This window comes from Aeromicrobium sp. UC242_57 (assembly GCF_044452305.1).
Taxonomy (GTDB): domain Bacteria; phylum Actinomycetota; class Actinomycetes; order Propionibacteriales; family Nocardioidaceae; genus Aeromicrobium.
Genome location: NZ_JBIOAM010000002.1, coordinates 438,717 through 456,036 on the forward strand (window position 1 = coordinate 438,717; position 17,320 = coordinate 456,036).

18 protein-coding genes and 6 pseudogenes are annotated in these 17,320 nt (G+C 66.0%); 8 read left to right on the forward strand and 16 right to left on the reverse strand.

Annotated elements, in window-relative coordinates; all coding sequences use genetic code 11:
* Positions 1–210: 210 nt before the first annotated feature.
* From ACHMWU_RS07355 to ACHMWU_RS07365, 3 genes are all read right to left on the reverse strand, one after another.
* Positions 211–960 (reverse strand): SDR family NAD(P)-dependent oxidoreductase, encoded by a 750-nt coding sequence (locus ACHMWU_RS07355; RefSeq protein ID WP_396042431.1) that lies wholly within the window; start codon positions 958–960, stop codon positions 211–213.
* Between the two features lie 212 nt (positions 961–1,172).
* Positions 1,173–1,358, reverse strand: coding sequence for a hypothetical protein (locus tag ACHMWU_RS07360; RefSeq protein ID WP_396042433.1), 186 nt, complete (start codon positions 1,356–1,358; stop codon positions 1,173–1,175).
* Between the two features lie 168 nt (positions 1,359–1,526).
* Positions 1,527–2,024 (reverse strand): hypothetical protein, encoded by a 498-nt coding sequence (locus ACHMWU_RS07365; protein ID WP_396042435.1) that lies wholly within the window; start codon positions 2,022–2,024, stop codon positions 1,527–1,529.
* 424 nt (positions 2,025–2,448) lie between these two features.
* Between ACHMWU_RS07365 and ACHMWU_RS07370 the strand changes: the two genes are divergently transcribed.
* From ACHMWU_RS07370 to ACHMWU_RS07390, 5 genes and pseudogenes are all read left to right on the forward strand, one after another.
* A complete protein-coding gene (locus ACHMWU_RS07370) occupies positions 2,449–3,093 on the forward strand; it encodes a GAF domain-containing protein (protein WP_396042437.1) in 645 nt (214 codons plus the stop codon).
* 185 nt (positions 3,094–3,278) lie between these two features.
* Positions 3,279–3,683 (forward strand): annotated as a pseudogene (locus tag ACHMWU_RS07375) (hypothetical protein); the annotation flags it as partial.
* Positions 3,684–3,789: 106 nt separating this feature from the next.
* Positions 3,790–4,149 carry a PucR family transcriptional regulator gene (locus tag ACHMWU_RS07380; RefSeq protein WP_396042439.1) on the forward strand — a complete coding sequence of 120 codons (360 nt, stop codon included), beginning with the start codon at positions 3,790–3,792 and terminating at the stop codon, positions 4,147–4,149.
* 86 nt (positions 4,150–4,235) lie between these two features.
* Positions 4,236–4,790: pseudogene (locus ACHMWU_RS07385) on the forward strand (HpcH/HpaI aldolase/citrate lyase family protein); the annotation flags it as partial.
* A 247-nt stretch (positions 4,791–5,037) separates the two neighbouring features.
* The gene (locus ACHMWU_RS07390; RefSeq protein ID WP_396043011.1) at positions 5,038–6,090 is read left to right on the forward strand and encodes an aldo/keto reductase; all 1,053 of its coding nucleotides are present in this window, start codon (positions 5,038–5,040) and stop codon (positions 6,088–6,090) included.
* A 526-nt stretch (positions 6,091–6,616) separates the two neighbouring features.
* Here the strand turns inward: ACHMWU_RS07390 and ACHMWU_RS07395 are convergent.
* The 3 genes and pseudogenes from ACHMWU_RS07395 to ACHMWU_RS07405 form a co-directional block, all read right to left on the reverse strand.
* Positions 6,617–8,088 (reverse strand): annotated as a pseudogene (locus ACHMWU_RS07395) (aldehyde dehydrogenase family protein).
* A 142-nt stretch (positions 8,089–8,230) separates the two neighbouring features.
* Positions 8,231–9,694 carry a flavin-containing monooxygenase gene (locus ACHMWU_RS07400; protein WP_396042441.1) on the reverse strand — a complete coding sequence of 488 codons (1,464 nt, stop codon included), beginning with the start codon at positions 9,692–9,694 and terminating at the stop codon, positions 8,231–8,233.
* Positions 9,637–10,068: a hypothetical protein gene (locus ACHMWU_RS07405; protein ID WP_396042442.1), complete on the reverse strand. Its 432-nt coding sequence runs from the start codon at positions 10,066–10,068 to the stop codon at positions 9,637–9,639. Before ACHMWU_RS07405 ends, ACHMWU_RS07400 begins: the two co-directional genes overlap by 58 nt.
* A 160-nt stretch (positions 10,069–10,228) precedes the next feature.
* Between ACHMWU_RS07405 and ACHMWU_RS07410 the strand changes: the two genes are divergently transcribed.
* The 3 genes and pseudogenes from ACHMWU_RS07410 to ACHMWU_RS07420 all read left to right on the forward strand — a co-directional run bounded on the left by ACHMWU_RS07410 (position 10,229) and on the right by ACHMWU_RS07420 (position 11,437).
* Positions 10,229–10,459, forward strand: coding sequence for a hypothetical protein (locus ACHMWU_RS07410; protein WP_396042444.1), 231 nt, complete (start codon positions 10,229–10,231; stop codon positions 10,457–10,459).
* Between the two features lie 11 nt (positions 10,460–10,470).
* Positions 10,471–10,809, forward strand: a pseudogene (locus tag ACHMWU_RS07415) (MFS transporter); the annotation flags it as partial.
* A 154-nt stretch (positions 10,810–10,963) separates the two neighbouring features.
* Positions 10,964–11,437, forward strand: coding sequence for a hypothetical protein (locus ACHMWU_RS07420; RefSeq protein ID WP_396043073.1), 474 nt, complete (start codon positions 10,964–10,966; stop codon positions 11,435–11,437).
* On the opposite strand, the gene ACHMWU_RS07425 is transcribed toward ACHMWU_RS07420, so the two are convergent.
* The 10 genes and pseudogenes from ACHMWU_RS07425 to ACHMWU_RS07470 form a co-directional block, all read right to left on the reverse strand.
* The gene (locus ACHMWU_RS07425) at positions 11,430–12,014 is read right to left on the reverse strand and encodes a DUF2889 domain-containing protein (protein ID WP_396042446.1); all 585 of its coding nucleotides are present in this window, start codon (positions 12,012–12,014) and stop codon (positions 11,430–11,432) included. The two genes, ACHMWU_RS07420 and ACHMWU_RS07425, sit on opposite strands and share 8 nt — an antisense overlap.
* Positions 12,015–12,017: 3 nt before the next feature.
* Positions 12,018–13,118, reverse strand: coding sequence for an AMP-binding protein (locus ACHMWU_RS07430; RefSeq protein WP_396043013.1), 1,101 nt, complete (start codon positions 13,116–13,118; stop codon positions 12,018–12,020).
* Positions 13,019–13,654 carry an AMP-binding protein gene (locus ACHMWU_RS07435; RefSeq protein WP_396042448.1) on the reverse strand — a complete coding sequence of 212 codons (636 nt, stop codon included), beginning with the start codon at positions 13,652–13,654 and terminating at the stop codon, positions 13,019–13,021. Before ACHMWU_RS07435 ends, ACHMWU_RS07430 begins: the two co-directional genes overlap by 100 nt.
* Positions 13,655–13,657: 3 nt before the next feature.
* Positions 13,658–14,224: a hypothetical protein gene (locus ACHMWU_RS07440; RefSeq protein ID WP_396042450.1), complete on the reverse strand. Its 567-nt coding sequence runs from the start codon at positions 14,222–14,224 to the stop codon at positions 13,658–13,660.
* Positions 14,196–14,771, reverse strand: coding sequence for an AMP-binding protein (locus ACHMWU_RS07445; RefSeq protein ID WP_396042452.1), 576 nt, complete (start codon positions 14,769–14,771; stop codon positions 14,196–14,198). Before ACHMWU_RS07445 ends, ACHMWU_RS07440 begins: the two co-directional genes overlap by 29 nt.
* Positions 14,768–15,391, reverse strand: a complete 624-nt coding sequence (locus ACHMWU_RS07450) for an AMP-binding protein (RefSeq protein ID WP_396042454.1) — start codon at positions 15,389–15,391, stop codon at positions 14,768–14,770. Before ACHMWU_RS07450 ends, ACHMWU_RS07445 begins: the two co-directional genes overlap by 4 nt.
* Positions 15,364–15,666 (reverse strand): annotated as a pseudogene (locus ACHMWU_RS07455) (acetyl-coenzyme A synthetase N-terminal domain-containing protein); the annotation flags it as partial. The pseudogene ACHMWU_RS07455 and the gene ACHMWU_RS07450, both read right to left, overlap by 28 nt.
* On the reverse strand, positions 15,656–16,261 hold the full coding sequence (locus ACHMWU_RS07460) for a CoA transferase (protein ID WP_396042456.1): 606 nt from the start codon (positions 16,259–16,261) through the stop codon (positions 15,656–15,658). The pseudogene ACHMWU_RS07455 and the gene ACHMWU_RS07460, both read right to left, overlap by 11 nt.
* Before the next feature lie 115 nt (positions 16,262–16,376).
* Positions 16,377–16,820 (reverse strand): annotated as a pseudogene (locus ACHMWU_RS07465) (CoA transferase); the annotation flags it as partial.
* Positions 16,817–17,269 carry an enoyl-CoA hydratase/isomerase family protein gene (locus ACHMWU_RS07470; RefSeq protein WP_396043015.1) on the reverse strand — a complete coding sequence of 151 codons (453 nt, stop codon included), beginning with the start codon at positions 17,267–17,269 and terminating at the stop codon, positions 16,817–16,819. The pseudogene ACHMWU_RS07465 and the gene ACHMWU_RS07470, both read right to left, overlap by 4 nt.
* Between the last annotated feature and the right edge of the window lie 51 nt (positions 17,270–17,320).

Here is a 17,320-nt window from a genome sequence, read left to right on the forward strand (position 1 = left end):
GGTGAGGCTCCCATCGCCTCGGCGATGGGAGCCCTTTCCATCCATCGGGATGACGACGAACGATCGACAGCTGGCCGTAAAAGGTGATGCGGGCGCTACCCGCGAGCCACGAGAACCCCGTGGTGGATGTGAGCCTTCGACAGACCCCCATTCGGAGGGGTTCTCCCGACGTCAGCCGATTTCCACCACCGACTTCCCGGCCGTGTACGCCTAGATCTCGCCGGGTGCAGCCTTGGACGTGACGTTGTGAGTCGTCGCCGTTAGCCCACCGTCGACGGGAAGGTCGACGCCTGTGACGAACGCACTGCGGTCGGAGCCGAGCCATGCGACGGCGTGACCGATGTCGTGTGGCTGGCCGATGTGTCCCAGCGGCAGATTCGACAGGTAAGCGTCCCAGTCAAGGTTCTTGAAGTCGGGGTTCGTCTTGCTCATGGGCGTCTCGATGGGCCCCGGGCACACCGTATTGACACGGATGCCGAGCGCTCCCAGTTCGACGGCAGCAGCCTTGGTCAGGCCCCGCACACCAAATTTGGAAGCGCAGTAGCCACCGAAAGAGTGACCGCCCGCGAGCCCGCGGACAGACGAGATGTTGACGATCGAACCCGGCCGCGGATCGGCCTCGGCCTGATTCATCCGCACGAACATCTGGATCCCAAGCAGCGGTCCTATGACGTTGACCTCGGTCATCTGGCGGACTGCATCGGCGGGGATGGTGTCGACGGAACCGAGGATCAGTAGGCCGGCGTTGTTGACCAAGACGTCGGGGCTGCCGGTCGTCGATCCCAGCCACGCCTCCAACTCCTGCCAGGAGTCGGGATCAGTCACGTCGAGCCGCCGTGCTGCGACGTCGGGTCCGATGGACTCCGCAGTCGCCGTGGCGTGCTCCAGGGACAGGTCGGTCAGGATGACGCGCGCACCCGAAGGAATGGCAGGTCCTGGCCACGCCTTCACCAAGGCCACGCGCAGCGCCTGTCACAACGACGACTTTGTTCTCCAACACTGTTCTCAACTTCTTTCGGGTGGATGCTCTGGACCCGACGGGGCCCTTGGAAGGTAGAACGAGAAGGCGGCTCAGCGCCCTGGACCGTAGAGGCCAAACCCGGCCGCGGGGTCGAGCGCAGGCCAGTCCAGGCCCACTTGGGCGGCCTCGCCGAGGGCCCGCGAACGCGCGATCAGCTGGAGGCCGAGTTCAGCTGGGTGGGTTCCCACCGACCCAGGGCCTCGGCGACATCGTCGCCCTCCCGCAGCGCGGCCACCAGGGTACGTCCGTTCTCCGCAGCCTTGGCCGTTCCGGCCGCGGCGTGGGGGCGCGCGACGCTGGCCGCGTCACCGATCAGGGCGACCCGCCCGAAAGCCATCCGGTCCACGGACTGGTCAAAGACCGCCTGCAGGAACGGCCGGGGCGTCGAGATCACCAGACTGGCGAGGTCCGGTCCCAGCCTCTCCGCCGCGGCCCTCATCTCGTCAAGAGCGTCCGCGCGTACGTCGTGGAGCGAGACGTCGCGTCTCACACCGTCGGGAGCCCGTCATGGCTGGTCGAGTTCGTTGCCAGCACCGACGTCCCGATACCAGACGAAGTTGAGCATCACGTCGTCCGAACCGTCGTTCTTCGGGATTGGGTAGGCTACGATATGCCCGCCGGGCATCGTGCCGAACGAGATCGCGGCGCGAAGTCGGGCTGCCGCGCTCGGGTCTAGTAGGTCCGGATCGACGGTCCCCCGCCACCCGACATAGCCCGAGTAGGTGCGCGTCGTCTCGGCACCGAGGAGCCGCCGCGCGGCCGACGCGATACCGTCCGCGCCGATCACCAGGTCAGCCTGGACCATGTCTCCGGTGGCGAACCCGAGGCTAACTCCGTGCGGACCCGGCTCTATCGACGTCAGCTCGTGGCCGACGTGGTAGTGGGAACGGCCGAGCGACGCCAGGAGCGACCGGTAGATCGCAGTCCAACTCGTCATCAGGTAGGGGTTCGGCCGCTCCAGGACGGTGTCACCCCCTGCGGCGTAGGTACGTACCTGGGTCACGGCGCGGCAAATCGACAACGCCGGGACCTCCTCGACCTCCGTTAGGAACCGGCAAGGTCTCGGGCAGGGCGATGATGCCCGCCCTGCGCCGTCCAGCACTTTTGGCGATCTCTCTACAGACGCCGACGTCCCAGCCGTCGCGTTGCAGGAGCGCTGCGGCATGAAGGCCGGCCAAAGATCCACCGACGATTGCAGCGCGCCGGCTACGGCCTAGCTTTGCGGGGGAATTGAAGATCACACGAAGAGCATGCAGTGCCGGAGAGCCGAATTCGATGTGGCATCACACAAAGTCTTGAGGTGATAGTCGTGCTGGTCACATAGACTACTCCCGCTATCGCCGTGATGCTGGTCACATTAAGGGACTCATGCGACTGACTCCCTGTGCAGCACTGAAGGAAGGAAAAGAATGGATCCGACCGGTTTGTTGACAGGTTCACCGTATCTCGCGGGAGGCTCGTCCTATCGACAGTGGCTCGATGCGCTCGCCGACATCACCCGGGCAGTCAACAACGACCAGTCCGAGCGCGAGGTTGGCGATCTCATTGCCAAGACCTGCACACGCCTCGTGGGCGTCGATCGAGCGATCGTCATGGTCGCCGAACAGGATCGCAACGCTCTCCGCGCCGTGGGCGCGTCCGGGCTGTCGTCGGACTTCATGAACCAGGTTAACGACGGTGAGACGATCAAGATCTACCCAGAAGGCCACGAGCTCGCAGGGTCGCCGTCCAGCCGGGTCTTCCGCGAGCGTCGGTCGATCTCCATCCCCGATGTGCAGAACTCGACCGAGTTCGCCCCGTGGCTGCAGTTCGCCGAGGCTGAGGGATATCGGGCGATGTTCGCCGTGCCGCTTCTGACCGGCAACGAGGCGCTGGGGACGATCGCCTGTTACAACGATACGGTCGGCCAGCTGAACGGCCCCCAGCGGGAGCTGGCGCGGCCCTATCGCCGACCACGCTGCGTTAGCGCTGCAATCGTTCCAGCTGCGAAGTCGTCAGGCCCAGAGCATTACCGACCTGAGTCACACCCTGGCCATGCTCAGCAGACGGCAGGAGCTTCCACACGACCCTGACTGCGCTCGCTCTGCAAGGCGGCACGGCGGATGACATCGTCGCGGCGGTAGAGCACAGTCTCGGTTTTCCCGTGTATCTGTCGGACAAGACCGAGTCAAGCTCCACGACGGTGCTGCTCCCGGTCGAGGGACCGCAATTCTCGTCCATCCACGTCGACGAACCTCTCGACGAGGAGTCAAGGACGATGCTCGAGGCGGCCGGGCTGGTCGTCGCCCTAGAGGTGCAGCGCGCACAGTCCCTGGAGGAGGCGAGCGACCAGCACATCGCCGATCTACTCAACGAAGTCCTCACGACCGACCGGGCCACGGACATCACGGGACTCGCGGACCGGGCACTGCGCTTCGGCTACCGCCTGGACGTCCCGAGCCACCTCATGGTGCTGCGAGCTGATGACGCAGCGGCCACTTCATCCCGGCGCATGGCTCAGATCGCACGATCTATCGCCCCTGACGAGCGGCCACAGATCATCGCCTCCTACGGGACCGACTTCACCGTGATCCTGGTGCCCGACACACTCGCGCACGCCACGTTCCCCGAGACACTGCACTCGGTCGTCAAGCGCAAGTTCGGTGGCGCTGCCGTGTCCGCCGTGGTCGGGGCCCACCTGCCAAGGACCGGCCGAGTTGTCGGCGGCTTTTCGCACTCTGAGGGCCGCCCTGACCATCCGGGAGTCCCGGGACCTGCGAGGCAAGATCGTGTTTTTCGGGGACCTAGGCACGATGCAGGTGCTGCTCCCGGCCGTCTCGGCCGAGGCGATCGAGTTCAGCCAGTCGTTACTGGCGCCGCTCCAGGAGCAGAACCATCGCGCGTCCGACGCCCTGATCCCGACGTTGTGCTGCTATCTGGCCAACGGTCGCAACACCTCACGGGCGGCGAAGCAGCTGGAGGTGCACCCCAACACCGTCAACAACCGGTTGGAGCGCATCGCACAACTGACCGGCAAGTCGCTCGACGATACCGACCACCTTCTCGATCTTCGACTAGCGCTCATGATCCAAGAGGTCCTGAGCAATTCGCCCACCGGAGTCGCTGTTAATAGGGAAAGAGTGGCATGACACCAACAACAACCGTCAACGGGATCGCACCCAGCCCGTTTAGGTCTCTGCTGGACTCAGAGGACATTGGTTTCGGCATCTTCGGGATGCTGACAAACTCCTTGAGCGCCATGGTCCTCGCCCGGTCGGGCTACCAGTTCCTGGTCCTCGACCTCCAGCACACCCCGTTTGACCTGCACCTGGTCCGGGCGTCGGTCGCAGCCTGCCTCGGCACCGGGTGCAGCCCTTTGGCGCGGATCCTGCCGGGCCGCCCCGACCAGATCGGCTGGGTTCTCGACCTCGGCGTCGACGGCATCGTCGTGCCGCTGGTCAACTCAGCGGACGAGGCCGCGGAGGCCGTGGCGGCATGCCGCTACCCGCCGACCGGCCGACGCAGCATGGGCGCCGTGCGCAACACCATGGTGCGTGGGCGAGCCTACCCCCAAGACGCGAACCGCGACGTCGCGTGCGTGATTCAGATCGAGCACTTCGACGCGATCAACGACATCGACGCAATCCTCGACGTTGAGGGGATCGACGCGATCATGCCGGGCCACGTCGATCTCGCTCGCTCGATGGGACACCACCTCAGCTATGGGGCGGCCAACAAGGTCCCGTCCGAGGTGACCGACGCGCTCCGCACCATGGAGGACGCCGCCCGCAAGCGTTCCATTCCGGTGATCCCCGTGACCGGCGGCTCTGCCGAGGTCGCGCCGGCCTGGCTGCCGGTCACCGCCTCATCTGCTGCAACACCGACTTCCACACCCTTAAGGGTGCAGCCGTGGAGCAGCTCGCCCAGTGCTGGGAGCACGCCGACAACATTCCCAGTCGACTTCCCGCTCGCTGAAAGGGCACGCAGCACACATGAGGATGAACTATCTTGGCCACTCCGGCCTGCAGGTCTCGGCCTTGGCTTTCGGAACCATGACCTTCGGTGGCACAGACGAGCACTTTCGCAAGCTCGGGTCACAGCAGGTCGACGAAGCCACTCGGCTCGTCCGGACGGCACTCGATGCCGGGGTCAACCTGTTCGACACCGCCGACTTCTACTCCGCCGGCGCGTCCGAGGAGATTCTCGGCGAGGCGTTGGGCAGTCGACGGGACGAGGCGATCGTCTCCACCAAGCTGCGCTATCCGATGGGCGACGGTCCCGACGACGGGGGGCTCTCCAGACACCACATCATCCGGGCGTGCGAAGCCAGTCTCCGTCGGCTAGACGTTGAACACATCGACCTTCTCCACCTTCACCAGATCGACCTGACCACGCCTTGGGAGGAAACCATCCGCGCCTTGGACGATCTCGTGAGAAGCGGGAAGGTCCGTTATCTCGGTCTCTCGAATTTTCCCGGCTGGATGGTCACCAAGGCCGCTGGGATCTCAGACGCGCGCGGGTGGGAGCGGTTCGTGTGCAACCAGGTTCACTACTCGCTGTTATGCCGCGACATCGAGTTCGAGTTGGTGCCGAGTGCACTAGACGCAGGCGTTGGGCACGTGATCTGGAGCCCGCTGTCCGGGGGACTCCTGTCCGGCAAGTTCGGGCGCGGCGTGGCCACGCCGGCCGACTCGCGGAGGTCGCGTGGTTTTGGCGACACCGTCCCAGTCGACGACGAGCAGACTCTGGCGATTCTTGACGTCGCGTCTGACATTGCCGCCGACCGGGGCTGTTCCGTCGCGCAGGTGGCGATCAACTGGTTGATCACTCGTCCCTCAGTGAGCAGCGTCGTGCTCGGAGCACGGACCGAGCGTCAACTGATCGACAACCTCGGTGCAGCCCAGTGGGAGATGACCGCCGACGAGGCACACCGGCTCAACGCGGTCACCGACCCGCCAGCGCCCTACCCAGCGTCGCACAACCGAGTCCACGCCGCCGATCGCCAAGTGGGTGACAACCGGCGCGCCGTGAGCGGGGCTGACAGCCCCGGTCGTGCAGCCCAGCGAAAGAATGGGCTGGTGGCCGACTGAATTTCGGTCCTGACGTCGCACCGATATTCTTCCTGGGACTCCACTTCTCGGCGAAGCTTACCAGTTCAGCCTCATTTGGCCTCAGCCTCGCCGATTGGCAAAATCTACTGCAGAAACTGTGAAGATCATCGCGATCGCCGAGCGCTCCGGTACAGACAACATCCACGGTACGACCGAAGTTCTACTCAACCATTTGGTGCCACGCCGCCTGAGCAACTGAGTACGAACCCTTGCGGTGAACGTCCGGCACGGCGTCGCAGGTGTCCGCATCCGGCCGGTCGAAGGTCTTGTCACGAAGGTTCCCGGCATGGTCAACAACGATGCCGGTCCCAGCGACGCGAGGGTCGTGGCGTAGGCACGGCCCAGCCCTGCTCCAGCTCTGGTCACGACGGCGACCCGCCCGTCGAGCGGTTGATCAGTTCGCATCATGGCCCCCCTTCCAACGGACGATGATGTCGCATGCGACGTGGACGGAGACCTGCCCACGGCCCGAGGTAGTCGGCCCGTGGGCAGGTAGGTGCTGGTATCAGCGTGCGCCGGCGCCGATCGGAGGCATGATGCACTTCAGCTCGGTGTAGTCGGCGATGCCTTCGGGACCACACTCGCGACCGATGCCGGACTGCTTGAAGCCACCGAACGGCCCGGCCATGTCCATGTTGTGCGAGTTGACGCCGACGGTCCCCGAACGGATGAGACGCGCGACATTGACGCCACGATCGGGGTCACTGGTCCACACGCTCGCCTCGAGACCGTACGGCGAGTCGTTGGCAATGCGGATGCCATCGGCCACGTCGTCGTAGGGGATCACACAGTAGACGGGTCCGAAGATCTCCTCCTGGGCGATGCGCATCGAGTTGTCGACGTTCACGAACAGCGTCGGCTCGATGTAGAAGCCGGGACGGCCATCTGCTGGAGCGCCGCCACCGGTGGCTGCCTTGGCGCCCTCGGATACGCCGAGCTCGAGGTAACCGGCCACGCGATCGCGAGCACGACGCGAGGCCAGAGGTCCGACGAACGTGTTGGGGTCCATCGGGTCGCCGAACGGCAAGGCCGAGATCGCTGCGGTGAACCCGTCGACGACCTCGTCGTAACGCGACCGGGGCACCAGCAGGCGGGTCGGCGCGTTGCACGCCTGACCGTTGATGAACGCCATCGGAGCCGTCAGTCCGGCGACGACATCGTCGAGCACGATGTCGTCCAGGAGCATGGCGGCCCCCTTGCCGCCGAGCTCCAGGGTGCATCGGGTGAACGTCTCAGCACAGATCGCGGCGACCTTGCGTCCGGCGACGGTGCTGCCGGTGAGCGAGACCTTGTCGACGCCACGGTGAGACACCAGGTACTCACTGACGGCGCGATCAGCTGGACGATGTTGAGCACGCCCGCCGGCAGGCCTGCCGCGGTGAAGGCCTCGGCGAGGAACTCGAAGCTCATGGCCGCTTCCTCGGGACGGCTTGAGCACGGCGGTACAACCGGCCATCAGGGCTGGCGCGGCTTCATGGCCGCGACGATCAGTGGCCCGTTCCAGGGGACGATGGCCGCCACAACGCCGATCGGTTCGTGCTCGATAAGCAGGTCCAGCTCGGCGTTCACCGCGTCGTAGGACGGACGGCGCTCGCTCCAGGGAAAAGTCTCGGCCAGGTCGGCGAAGAACTCCCAGATCTGGAATGCGCGAGGCACCTGCACGCCGATCGACTGAGCGATCGGCGAGCCCATCTCCTGTGTGATGGTCGTGGCGATCGCATCGGTGTTGTCGCGCAGGTACGCTGCTGCCTTGCGCAGCACCTCGGCGCGCTCGCCGTGCGACATGCGCGGCCACGGCCCAGCGTCGAACGCCTCTCGGGCAGCGGCGACCGCGGCATCCATGTCGTGCCGGTCTGCGGCTCGCACCTTGCCCGAGACCTCCTCGGTCGCCGGGTTGATGGCCGTGATCCATTCGGAGCCGTGGCCGATTACCCACTCGCCGCCGATGAAGAGGCGGCCGTCTGCGCTTTGAGTCATGTGCTGTCCTTCGTAGAGATCACGGAGTGCTGAACGTGTTGCGAGTCACATCAAGTCTGAGCCAGTCCGCCCGGCTTGTCAACGTTAGCGTTGAACGTATTTCGCCCGAGCCACGAAGGCGGGCAGCGGCAGCCCAAATCCCTCAACACAGGCGTTGAACGATCACTCGGGGAGCGGGCGGTAGCGAGACACCACGGATGTCCGACAAGATCTGGAGCGCGAGGAAGCGCGAATAGAGTCGTGCGTCGATGAGCGACCCGCCCATGATCCAGAAGCCCGGCTGCGCCGTGCGCTGCCACATGTTGCGCATGATGTGGTTCTCGTCGAACCCCGACACTGGGCCGACCCGATCGGCGACCTCGTCGCCGAACATCGTGGCGATGCCGTGCTGGAGGTTCCGGTAACCCGTGGCAAGGACGACCAGATCAGCCTCGACGAACGAACCGTCGGCCATCCGGAGCCCGTCGGCCGCGAAACCATCGATGTCGCTGGCCTGCACCAGTCCGATCTTGCGATCGGCGATCAGGTCGGAGCAGCCCACGTTGATGTAGTAGCCGCCGCCCGTCCGGAGGTACTTCATGTGGAAGCCAGTGCCATCCTCGCCGTACTCGGTCTGAAACCCGGCGGCGTTCAGCTTGTCGATGAGCTCCTGGTCGAGTCCGCACATGCGCTTTGTGAGCCACTGGTAGGTGTCACGCAGCACGTCATAAGGGATGCCGGCTGTGATCAGGTCGACATCGTCGTTCGCGAGCCCCTCCGAGTACACGCCGTAGACCAGCGTGCCGCTCGGCACGAGACTTACGACGGTTGTCGGGTTCCGCTGCACCATCGTGACCTCGGCGCCGTTGGAGTAGAGGTCCTGAGCCACGTCGTGGCCACTGTTTCCCGTGCCGATCACGATCGCCTTGCGACCTGCGTACGGAACGCCGCTGGTGAACCTGCTCGAGTGGATCACCTCTCCCGTGAAGGAGTTCAAACCGGGAAGCGAAGGCATGTTGGGGACACCACTGGACCCACCCGTCGCCACGACGACGTGAGCCGTGCGCAACCTCCGCTCGCTGCCATCGTCCTTGACAACCGTTACCGTCCACGTGCGAGAGGCCTCGTCATACGTCGCTTCTGTCACCTCAGTGCCGGTCCACACGTTCAGCTCCATAGCTTCGGCGTAGGCCTCAAGCCAGCCGGCCGGCTTGTCCTTCGGGACGAAGGTGGGCCAGGTGTCAGGAAAGGGCATGTACGGCAAGTTGTCGGCCCACACCTGGTTGTGCAAGGTCAGCGAGTGGTAACGCTGACGCCAGTTGTCGCCGACGCGCTCATTGCGCTCGACGACGAGGGCGTCGACGCCCATCTGCCGAAGCCTCGCCGCCAGGATCAGCCCGGACTGCCCTCCACCGATCACGATGGTCTCGGGCTCGCGATCGTCGAAGCGGGCCTCGGCGATCCGCTCGTCCAACCAGTTGTCGCCGGCGAAGTTCTCCGAGTAGTTGACGCCCGTCGGCCGGAACTCCCCCACACGCTCCTCGAAGCCCTGGAGATCCTGGAGCGTGGTCAACAGGATCCAGATCTGCGGCTCGAGGGGCGTCTCCTCGTTTCGCAGCAGGCGCACGAACGCGGTTCCCCGCCGATCTCGGTGTCGAAGTCGATGAAGGCCTCGATGATGTCCTTGGCCGAGCGCCGGACGAATCGGGGCGCCTGTCGCCCAGGTGACAGGCGGACATCACGGGGAAGGGCGTGCGGACTCGTGGCAGCGAACGCCTCCGAGATTCCGGACCGTCCCGAGAACGTCCGGAATGCACCCGAGAAGGCCAGGATGTCCTTCCAGAACCCGTCAACGACGAACAGGTCCGCAAAGTCGCTTGCCGAGCCTCCGGCCAGGACCTCGGCGTATCGAACCAGCCAGTGCTCGACGATCTGCTCAGCCGTCAGTTCGGGCGTCTCGACCACGGTCATGTTCATGTCCTTTCCCCAGGCGTCCGACATGGACGTGCCCCCATTCAACGCGTGACCGATGGGCTTGTCAACACATGTGTTGATGATCTCGTCCTGCGCCGCGGCAGACGCTCGACTGTCTTCGACACCCCCTGGACCAGATTCAACACATCTGTTGACAATGCTGAGCCGCGGCACCAGGATGCGTCGGGTGGCTGAATCAGAGGAGCATCCAGATCTCCGGCCGCGCGGGCCTGACTCGAGGCTGCTCGTTCTCGCGGCGACGATCCTCGCGGACACTTCCGCGATCCTCCCCGTCGGCCTGGTGGGGGCCTTTGCTCTGGACATCCGCGCGGCGCTGGGCATGGGCTCGCACGCGATCGGCATGCTGGTAGGCACGTTCTTCGCCACTGGAAGCCGACTGCGGCCACCCTCGGCCTGAGTATCGATGCCGTGGGCACCCGCAGGACCGCCCGCCTGGCCGGACTTGCCACGATCGCCGCCTGCCTCGCCGTCGCGATCGGCGGTGCCCACATCACGGTGCTCGCTGTCGCGTGCGCGTTGGCCGGCGCCTCGTTCGCACTGACCATGCCGGCCACCAACGCCATCTTGGGCGCGGCCGTCCCAGCCAGACGTCGCATCGTCGCGGTGTGCGCCAAGCAGGCCGCCGTTCCGTTGGCCCTTCTGCTCGCGGCCGCCGCCGTTCCTGTGCTGCACCAGCTCGGCGGCTGGCGTCTTGCCTATCTGGTGGCGGCCGGGCTTGCTGCGACCAGCGCGGTGCTGCTGACCTTCCTGCGAGCCGAAGAGGTCGGCGCCGCCCCAGCGGGCAGCCCTGCCGATCACACCGCCGGCAGGGCGGCCCGGCGCGCCGTGATCCGGTTCGGGGCGGCCACGATGCTGGCGTCTCTCCTGCCGGGAAGCTCTCACCGGCTTCGCAGCACTGTCGTTGACGGAGGTCGACCTGGACCCCAGCACCATTGCGCTGGTGCTGGGCGTGGCCAACGGCGCGGGCATCGTGACCAGGCTGATCAGCGGGGCCGTCGCGCAACACCTCACCCTGCACAGCTGGCTCCCGGTCACGGCCATGATGATCGGCGGAGGTGTGGGTGCCTTCATGCTGGCGATAGGACGTCCGGGTTGGACGATCGCCGGAACCCTCCTTGCCTTCGGTGTCGGGTGGGGCTGGTCCGGCCTCACGTACGCACTGGTCCTGGTGGGCCACGCAGAGAACCCGGGGTCCACCGGCGCCGTGATCCAAGCCGGCGGCATGGCCGGATCAGCCTCAGGGCCGCTGCTCATGGCGGCGACGGTCAACGCCTTCGGGCTGTCGGCCGGCTGGATCTGTGCCGGTCTCGCCATCATTGCCGCGGGCCTGCTCGTCGCAGTCACACCGCGTCCGCGTCCCACGCTGGTCAGCTGAGGTCGTCGGCGCGATCACCCCGGTGCCGAAACCTTGCAGCCTGACGCAGCACCGGTCCGTCCTCGGCCAACGCGTGGCAAGCGCCTCCCAGATCAGGTGCGAGGTCGAGGCTTCCTGCGATCCACTCCCCCGATGCTCGAGTGTGTGGCCCGTAGGCAGCGCCCCGATTCATGCGCTGGAAGTAGATCAGCGTCACGACCTCGGACAGGCCAAGCAGCAAGGTCGTCACGTGCGTGCACCCGGCGGAACCGCGGAAGGCGTCGAGCACCGTGCGGCGCCAACCGGCCGATAGCCCCAGGCCTATCAGGTCCTGCGCGGCAGGCAGGACGAATGGGCACTGCGGGAACGGATGTTCCTCGGCCTCGACCGACAGGTCGAGGAGCGTGAGGTCATCCCCCACCCGTCCGTCGATGACGAAGTGGTGGATGACCAGCGAGTCGGCTCCCGACTCGTAGTTGCCTCCGAAGGACTCGTCTACCAGCGAGGCGTGGAACGTGAAGGATCCATCGTCCTCAGGGACAAGGTCGAGCTGCTTCGTCCTGCGGCTGCGTCGACGGCCTGCCGGCACGTCAGGCACGGGTCACTCCGATCTCGTCCGGCTCGAAGACGGCTCTCGCCGTCGCAGGTGCCATCCGTGCGATTCCCGGTCCCAGGTGTGGGGACCCGGCCCAGTGGAACGAATCTTGTACTTCTCCACCTTCGCCGTAGGCGTGCGAGGGAACTCCTCGACGATGTCGAAGTATCGCGGGATCATGAAGTAGGGCATGACCGCGGCACAGTGCAACAGCAGCCCCTCGTGCGTCAAGGATGCCTCGTCACGGAGCTTCGCCAAGACCCACACCTCGTCCTCGCCCACCGACGACGGCGCGGCGACGACGACGGCCTCCGCGACTGCCGGGTGCCGGCAGACCAGCATCTCGACCTCGAAGGAGGAGATGTTCTCGCCTCGACGTCGCATCGAGTCCGACGATCGATCCTCGAACCAGTACCACCCATCGGCGTCGACACGGCCACGGTCGCCGGTGTGGAACCACAGGTTCCGCCACGCCTCCACGGTGCGTTCTGGCATCCCGATGTAGCCCGATCCGAGCAGGTAGGGCCGCCGGGAACGCACCACGATGTCGCCTGACTCCCCCACCGGGACTTCTTGATCCCGATCGTCGACGACACGGATCTCGTAGTAGGGGCTCTGCTGGCCACAGGATCCCGGTCGGTACTCGTGCGAGGGGCCACGGAAGATGGGCAGGCCGGCCTCGGTCGACCCGAACACCGTCGTCATGGTGCAGCCGAAGCGTTCCTCGAACTCTCGGTGGATGTCGGCCGGATCCGGCACGGCGTAGACCGTGCGCAAGGAGGTCTGGGCGTCCTCCGGCCGGCGCGTCTGCGCCAGCAGCATGTTGCACACTCCACCGACGCCGACGAAGTTCGTTACTCCGTACTTGCGGATCTCCTCCCAGAACGTCGTGACGCTCAACCGTGGCTGCAGGTGCATGCGCGCGTCCATGGCGAGCGTCGCCATCGTCAAGAACTTGCCGCTGACATGAAAGAACGGCAGGAAGTTCAAGATGACGTCATCGGCCTTCAGCTGATTGACCTCGGCATACATGAGGCCGTAAGCCGCGAGGTAGTGATGCGAGAGCAGCACACCCTTGGACGGGCCGGTCGTCCCAGATGTGAAGATGACCCCCGCCGTCGAGTGGTAAGGGACTTCGACGTCCAGGTTGGCGGCGTCGGCCGGAGAACTAAGCGCCGCGAAGTCGTGCCATCGGATGCCGGGGTACGTGGCGCTACTCCTCGGACCACCACATCGCGCAACGCAGGGATGGCGTCGCCCAGCGCAGCGATGCGTTCGGCATATGCCTCGTCGACCACGGCCACGGTCGCAGCGCCAGTGACGATCTGGTGCTGCAGGATGGCGCCGTGGTACGCCGTGTTGACCGGAACCTCGACGGCTCCCAGCTTCGCGATGGCAAACCAAAGCGCGAGATAGTCCGGTGAGTTGTCCATGAGCACCAGCACGTGGGTCTGCTGCGTCACACCGACGTCCTGGAGGTTGCGCGCCATCACGTTGACCGTAGTGTTGAAGTCTCCGACGGTGGTCACTGTGTCGGCCCAGGTGTAGAACACCGAGCCCGGGTCTCTCGACGCGCGCTCCTCCAGGATGCGCACCATCGTGACGTCCTCCGGCTGGATATGGCTGAGATAGCGACCGTTCATGGGTTACCTCCGGGCTGTGCATCTCTGGGGTTGGCGGGGTTGGCGGGCCTGGCATGAGCGAAGATCACATCGAGGGCGTCGGACCACGTGACGCTCTCGCGACTGACGACCTCGTCCGGCGCCCGGCCCAGAAGGATGTTCTTGATGGGTTGCTCGAGTCTCTTGCCGGTGAGGGTGCGCGGCAGGTGGTCCAGGCGGATGACCCGGTCGGGCACGTGACGCGGCGACAGCCTCTCGTATCGCGCGGCGCAGCCGTTGCTCTAATGCGTCGGAAGCGGTCTCCCCGGGAGTCGCGATCAGCAGGACGAGCTCACCGTTACCAGCGTCCTCGAGGTGCACCACCACCGAGTCTTCGACCTCGGGCAGCTGATCGACGACGGTGTAGAAGTCGGACGTGCCGAGACGGACACCGCCACGGTTCAACGTCGCGTCGGAGCGTCCGGTGATGACGCACGACAGATCTTCATGGAACGTGACCCAGTCGCCGTGGGACCAGACGCCGTCGTGCTTGGAGAAATACGTCTCCGTCAGACGCGAGCCGTCAACATCGCCCCACAAGGCGACCGGCATCGACGGCATCGGCGCGAGCACCGAGAAGCTCGCCGAACCCGTCGACCACCTGCTCACCGGCCTCGTCCAGAGCGACGACGTGCGAGCCCAACGTCGGGGCCGAGATCTCCCCGGCTCGGACCGGAGAGAGGACGGATCCGCCGACGAACGCCGAACAGATGTCCGTCCCGCCGGACACGGAGGTCAGCAGCACACCAGGACCGAACGCGGCGTGGACCCAACGGAATCCATCCGCAGACAGGGGCGATCCCGTTGACCCGATGCCACGCAGGCGCCCCAGGTCCAGGTCGTCAGCAGGACCAAGCTCGTCCTCGGCGGATGCGTGGAGGTGACCGGCCGATGTGCCGAAGTAGGTGATCTGCTGGTCGGCGACAAGCCTCCACAAGGCTGATGAGTCCGGGTGGCTCGGATTGCCGTCCGAGCAGACCATGGTGGCTCCGAGCACGAGCGCGGACACCGCGTAGTTCCAGACCATCCAGCCGGTGGTCGACTGCCAGAAGAACCGGTCGCTCAACCGCACATCGTTGTGGAGACCCAGTGCCTTCACATGCTCGAGCAGGATGCCGCCGTGCCCATGGACGATGGCTTTGGGCAATCCGCTCGTGCCCAGCTGAAGAGCACGTACAGCGGGTGGTCGAACGGCACCTGCTCGAACGCGAGCTCACCCGGGATACTGAGCAGATCTGCCCACGCCGTGGTGGGTGCTGGCGGCGGGTTGGGGTCGAGGTACTCCACCACGACGACGTGCTCCACGGTGGGCAGCCCCGCGCGGATGGCCGCGACCGCAGCCGATCGATCGATCTCCTTGTCGCCGTACACGTATCCCTGGACCGTGATGAGCACCTTCGGCTCGATCTGGGCTAGTCGGTCGGTCACTGCTGTGGGCCCGAACTCCGGCGGGCAGCACGCCCACACGGCACCCAGCGAAGCTGTCGCGAGCATGGCCACGACTGCTTCGGGAATGTTCGGGAGGTACCCGACGACGCGGTCGCCGCGCTCGACGCCAAGAGCGGCCAGGCCGGTCCTGCAACGGGCCACAGCTTCGCGCAGCCGTCCCAGGTCAACATGACCTCGTCCCGTGTCTGCGAGACGCCGACAATGGCCTGACCGTTGCCAGCTCGACGCAACGCGTGTTGCGCATAAGACAGCGTCGCCCCCGGCATCCACGTGGCACGAGGCCTCGCTCGATCGACCAGCATCCCCTCGGCACCCGAAATGTCCAGCTGGAAGTACCGCACAACCTCAGCCCAGAAGTCGTCGACGTTCTCGATGGACCAGGTCCACAAGGTTGCGTAGTCGTCGAGCTTCAGGCCAGTGCGCAGAGCGACCTGGTCGCGAAACTCGGCAATACGGCTGCCCGCGACGGAAGCGTTGGTCGGCTCGTAGAGCAGCTCACCCCGATCGGCCACGGTCAGCTGTGCTCTGCTCTGTTCACTGATCATCGGGTTCTCCTGCCACGATTCCGGCGTATTGCAGTCTTCTGATCTCGGCTGGCGCAAAGCCGATCTGCCGCAGCACCTCCGAGGTGTCCCTGCCGTTGCCCGGTGGTGCCGCGGGAGCCTCCGCATCTACCCCGACCCAGCGGGGCAGGGGCGCGGGCTGCACGACCCCGTCGATGTCCACGTAGGCCGAACGGCTCGTCGCTGCTGCGGACGCCTGAGCCTCCTGGAAGGTCAGCACCGGGCTCACACATGCATCGACGTTCGCGAACTTCTCGGTCCACGTGTCCCTGTCCTTCGTCACGAAAGCACCCTCGAGAGTCCTGGTGAGCGCTGCTGGATCCAAGTCGTCGGAACGGATCCAGTCCGCGGGATCGAGGCCCAGCACCTGCAGCAGCGCCACGTAGAACTTGTCCTCCACAGCGCCGACCGCCATGTAGCCGCCGTCGCGCGTCGCGTAGGTCCGGTACCACGGGCGGCTGCCGTCGAATGCATTCTGTCCACGGTCGCCCCACAGACCCGCAGCCGCCATGCCGACCGTCGCAGTCGTCAGGGAGGTGACGCCGTCCACGATCGAGGAGTCGATGACGGCTCCCACGCCGGTTCTCTGTCGTTCCAGGATCGCGGCAAGAACGCCCAGTGCCAAGACACGCACCACCGCCCGCATAGTCGCCGAGCAGGTTCAACGGCACCGGCGGCGGCGTGCCTGGAGCGCCCATCGCGTGCAGCGCCCCCGTCGCGGCTACGTAGTTGATGTCGTGCCCGGCCTTCATGGCGTCAGGTCCGTCCTGGCCCCAGCCGGTCATGCGTGCGTAGATGAGTCCCGGGTGGGCGGCGCGGCACTGCGCGGGTCCGAGGCTCAGCCGCTCGGCCGCGCCCGGCCGCATGCCCTCGACCAGGACGTCCGCCCCGCTCACGAGCTGCTGGACGACACGGAGCCCATCCGGTGTCTTGAGGTCGACCGCGATACTGCGCTGCCCGCGACGCCGAGGGTCTACCTCCGGCGGCATCGACCCGGCGAGAGCAGGCAACCGGTCGACGACAACGACGTCGGCTCCCATGTCGGCGAGGAGCATGACTCCGTATGGGCCAGGGCCGAGGGAGGCGAGCAGCACCACCTTGATCCCGGCAAGCGGACCGGATGAGGCGCGACTCATGTCGGGCTGTCCTCGTCACGACTCAGAAAGGCCGCAAAACCGGCCTGCGCCGCCTCGGTGCGGTAACCCTCGAGGGCGATGTCGGCCTCGTCCGCCAGGCCGTCGTCCAGCCCGTGATCGAACGCCCCCCAGGTCAGTCGCTTGGTCTGCGCCACCGCCCAGGGGCTGTGGGACGCGATGATGGTCGCCCACTCCATGGCCTGCTGCATGACGAGCTCGTCCTCGACCACGATGTTGGCCAGACCCATCGCGGCAGCCTCATCGCCCGACACGTACTTGGACAGCAGCAGCATCTCGAGAGCCTTGCTGGCGCCAATGAGGCGCGGAAGTCGTTGGCTCTGCCCCGCTCCCTGGATGGCTCCACGCTTGAGACCGGTCGCTCCCAGCATGGAGCCGGTGCCGACGACCCTCAGGTCGCAGGAGATCGCCAACGCGAAGCCGCCGCCCACGGCGTAGCCCTGGATGGCCGCGATGAACGGCTTCCAGATCGGCCATGGCCG

Bases quoted from the DNA above. Each gene is read 5' to 3' on its own strand.
- ACHMWU_RS07360 (WP_396042433.1), bottom strand. From the start codon at position 1,358: ATGGCTTTCGGGCGGGTCGCCCTGATCGGTGACGCGGCCAGCGTCGCG.
- ACHMWU_RS07405 (WP_396042442.1), bottom strand. From the start codon at position 10,068: ATGTCGGACGCCTGGGGAAAGGACATGAACATGACCGTGGTCGAGACG.
- ACHMWU_RS07435 (WP_396042448.1), bottom strand. From the start codon at position 13,654: ATGAACGGTCGCTATCTCAGCCATATCCAGCCGGAGGACGTCACGATG.
- ACHMWU_RS07440 (WP_396042450.1), bottom strand. From the start codon at position 14,224: ATGCCGGTCGCCTTGTGGGGCGATGTTGACGGCTCGCGTCTGACGGAG.